General features: G+C 65.4%; 2 protein-coding genes. One reads left to right on the forward strand and one right to left on the reverse strand.

Translation table 11 applies throughout. The features are described 5' to 3' along the window. Positions 1-188 precede the first annotated feature (188 nt). Positions 189-641, reverse strand: coding sequence for a surface-adhesin E family protein (locus tag QZY44_RS28015; protein ID WP_295455832.1), 453 nt, complete (start codon positions 639-641; stop codon positions 189-191). A gap of 566 nt (positions 642-1,207) precedes the next feature. On the opposite strand from QZY44_RS28015, the gene QZY44_RS28020 reads away from it, so the two are divergent. Then, positions 1,208-3,793 carry a type IA DNA topoisomerase gene (locus QZY44_RS28020; protein WP_295455834.1) on the forward strand — a complete coding sequence of 862 codons (2,586 nt, stop codon included), beginning with the start codon at positions 1,208-1,210 and terminating at the stop codon, positions 3,791-3,793. Positions 3,794-3,976: the final 183 nt, after the last annotated feature.

Below are 3,976 nucleotides of genomic sequence, written 5' to 3' on the forward strand. Positions count from 1 at the left end.
ACGGCATTGAGACTGGGCAAGTATTCCCTGTAGGTTGGGCTGAGGAACGACGCCCAACGTGCGATCGAATGCAAGGCGTTGAAATGTTGGGGTTCGTTCCTCACCCCAACCTACAGGATTGCGGCTTTTGCGGGTCCGGAGCGAATACTTTCACCGTCTCATTGCGGTGGGGCTGCGGGCGTTGCTGTTCATCGCTGGCAAGCCGGTGCGGTTTTTTTCAATAATGCACCAATCGTGTCGCTGGCGTCGGTCGGGAACGGTTTCCATGCGCCCTCCCCGGTTCCGGCGGCCCTATGGGAGCCGACAATCTTCCCCCGGCAATAATTGTCGGCGCGATAGATCGTCTCTACTTTCTGGTAGCGGCGCTTCGCGCAATCAAACGTCATATAGACATCCGCCGATTTGTAGGTTTTCTTCTTGCCATCTAACTTTATGGACTGCGGGCGGGAATAGTCTTGAATGAGACTGACTGTCATGATGCCCTGTTTTAAGCGTACGCCATTGGGATCAAAGAACACCCTGCATTCTTGGCTCGGGGTATCCGGGCACAGGCCGAGCGCCGGGTAGGTGCTGACTTCGGCATTGACGGAACACGCGAACAAGGAACTCATGGCAAAGAGAATAGTGCGTTTGTTTTTCATTCTTATCACCCCGAGATGTGGTTAAGCAATGTCATCGATTCTCTTCTTGGGTCCCGGGTCACGGGAAACCGCTGCAAGGCGTTTCACGACCGGGGACGGGAGCGGTGATCGGTCATCAGCGCAGCCCCGCGCGGACGACGCGGGACTGCTCGCGAAGTCTAGATCATTTTCTTGTGCCGGGTAGCCGCGAGCACCGGCCGGACTCGGCCGGCCCTTCTCTCAGGTGCCGGCGCCGGTCTACTGCCCGGTTGCTCCGGCGGCCGGCAGTGCCTGGAGATGCTGGCGGTGAGTCAGTTCGGGGTGTTGCTGGGGGCATTATTTTTGCTTTCTTGTGGCGCGAAAAGCCCTTTTTCGTGGGGCCGCCCCCCGGGGCGGGGCCGGAGTTCAAGGCTTCGGCCTTGGATGGACAGGGCCAAGGCTGAAGCCTTGGACTCCAGAAGTCGAATGTGCGGGAGTGAGAATATGGCTTGGGTCGATCCGGTGGCGGCGGTTGTCTGTGAGTGGGGGATGGGTCGCAACGCGTGGCTGGGCATCCGCGCGCGCCAACGCGTCTTGCTATTAGCCAGATGACCATCGTCGTCATCGCCGAGAAGCCGAGCGTCGCCCGCGATATCGCCCGGGTCCTGGGGGCCAATCGCAAGGGGCAGGGCTGCCTTGAGGGCAATGGTTACTGCGTCACCTGGGCCTTCGGTCACCTGGTTCATCTGGCGGAGCCGGACGACTATGGCCCGCCCTGGAAGGGGCGCTGGTCGGCGGCGCAACTGCCGATGTTTCCGGATCAGTGGAAGCTCAAGCTGGATGCCAAGACCGCCGACCAGTTCAAGATCGTCAAGGCGCTGATCAATGACGCCGGCACGCAGCGCTTGGTCTGTGCGACGGACGCCGGGCGCGAGGGTGAGCACATCTTCCGGCTGATCTATGAGTACGCCCGCTGCCGCAAGCCATTCGACCGCTTGTGGGTGTCGAGCCTCACCGATGATGCGCTGCGCGCGGCCTTTCGCGCGCTCAAGCCTGGCAGCGCCTATGATGACCTGGCCCGTGCGGCGCGTGCTCGCTCCCAGGCCGATTGGCTGATCGGCATGAATCTGACCCGCGCCTATACGGTCCACAACAAGGTCCTGTGTACCATCGGTCGTGTGCAGACTCCGACGCTGGCGATGATCTGCGCCCGCGATGCGGAGATTGCGGGCTTCACCAAGACCCTGTTCTATGAGCTGCTCGCGCACCTGGCGGAGGGCTTTGTGGCGCGCTATAGCAAGGAGGGCGAGACGCGCATCGACAAAAAAGAGGATGCCGAGCGCCTGCACCAGGAGATCACGACGGCGATCGAGCCGCATCGTACCGGCACGGTGCGCGAACTGGAGCAGCAACTACAGCACAACCGGCCGCCGCCGCTCTATGACCTGACCACCCTGCAGCGCGATGCTAACCGCCGCTTCGGGTTGACCGCCGCCCAGGTCCTGGAGCTGGCCCAAACGCTCTATGAGACCCACAAGCTGATCAGTTATCCGCGCACCGAGAGCCGGCATATCGGCGAGGACCTGGTCGATCAGCTCCCCGCGATCCTCAAGGGGCTGGACCATCCCCAGGCCCCGGCCGCGTTGGCCCGGCTGGCGGCCGGCCACCGCCTGGGCCGTGCCTATGTGGACCAGACCAAGCTCACCGACCATCACGCCATCTTGCCGACCGGCAAATCGGCCCCCGCCGGCCTGAGCGGGCCATTGCGACGCGTCTATGACCTGGTCCAGACCCGCTTTGTCTGCGTCTTCCTGCCCGATCAGGTGGTCGAGGAGACGCGGGTGCTGTTGGCCATCGGCGCCGCCGACTTCGTCGCCCGGGGTTCCCGCGTGATGGACCCGGGCTGGACGGTGGCCGACGCGGGTAGTCCAGCCGGTCGTGCCCAGGCGTCCGGTGCACCGCCGGCCGCAGCGCCCGAGGGTTCCGAACCGCCGGCCGAGCAGACTGAGGAGCAGACCCTGCCGCCGCTGACCCAGGGCCAGACCGTGCACGTCGACCGGCTCGAAGTCCGCGAGCGCGAGACCAGTCCGCCCCGCCCGCTGACTGACGCGACCCTGCTGGCGGCCATGAAGAACGCCGGGCGCACCATCGAGGACCGGGATCTCGCGCGGGCCATGAAGGCGAGCGGGCTCGGCACCCCGGCGACCCGCGCCGAGACCATCGAGAAGCTGATCCGCACCGGCTACGTGGAGCGCCAACGCAAGCAGTTGCGGGCCACCGAGAAGGGGCGGGTGCTGATCGAGCGGGTCGCGCTGCCGCTCAAGAGCCCGGAGCTCACCGCCGCCTGGGAGCAACAGTTGCGCGAGGTGGAGGAGGGCACCCGGCCGGTGGCCGAGTTCAATCAGGGCATCCTGGATCTCGTGCGCGACCTAATCCCCCGGGTCTGGCAGGGGCCGGCCTTTTCCCCTGAGCAGGTCGACCATGCGCGGGCGGCCCGGGGTGCGGGTGGGCGCTCCGGTGGTGCGGGCCGCGCCGGCAAGCAGGGCGCGGCGCCCCGTCCGGCCGGGCTGGGGATCTGTCCGTTGTGTCGGCAGGGCGAGCTGATGGAAACCGCGCGCGCCTGGGGCTGTAGTCGCTACCGCGAGGGCTGCGCCTTTACGGTGTGGAAGACCATGGCGGGGTTGAAGCTCACCAAGGCCCAAGTGCGTGAACTGCTGAGTGCCGGGCGGATCGGCCCCCTTGAGGGTTTCCAGTCCAAGGCCGGCAAGCCATTCACGGCGGCGCTGCGGTTGGGTGCGGATGGGCGCGTGGAGTTCGAGTTTGGCGCCGGGCCAGCCGCGGCTGCGGTGGCAGTGCCGGATGCCGGCGCCCTGTCCGCATCCCCCGTGGTGAAATCAGCGTCCGCGACGCCGCCGGCGGCCGATCGCGGTCCCGCGGGCCTGACCTGTCCTAAATGCGGCCAGGGGAGCATCATCCAGGGCCATCGCGGCTTCGGCTGCAACCGCTATCGGGATGGTTGCGATTTTGCGATCCTGCGCGAGTTCGCCGGCAAGGTGCTGACGGACCTTCAAATCGCCGCCCTGATCCGCGATCGCCGTACGCGGCCGATCAAGGGTCTCACGGATGACCAGGGCAACCGGTGCGATGGCCGGCTCGAATTGGACGCCGCATTCAAAGTGCGGCTACGCCTGTAGGTCGCCCTTCAGGGCGACCGAGTGGGAGCGCCGCACCCCAGTGAGACTGTGAACGTATTCGCCATCGCGCCAATCCGCACACCCTCTGTAGGCTGGGTAGAGCGCAGCGAAACCCAGCAATCAAGGTTCTTACCGTGAAAGTCGCGCCGGGAGCGCGCTCCACTTTTCCCTCCCCCCTTGTGG

This window comes from uncultured Thiodictyon sp., assembly GCA_903837595.1.
Lineage (GTDB): Bacteria > Pseudomonadota > Gammaproteobacteria > Chromatiales > Chromatiaceae > Thiodictyon.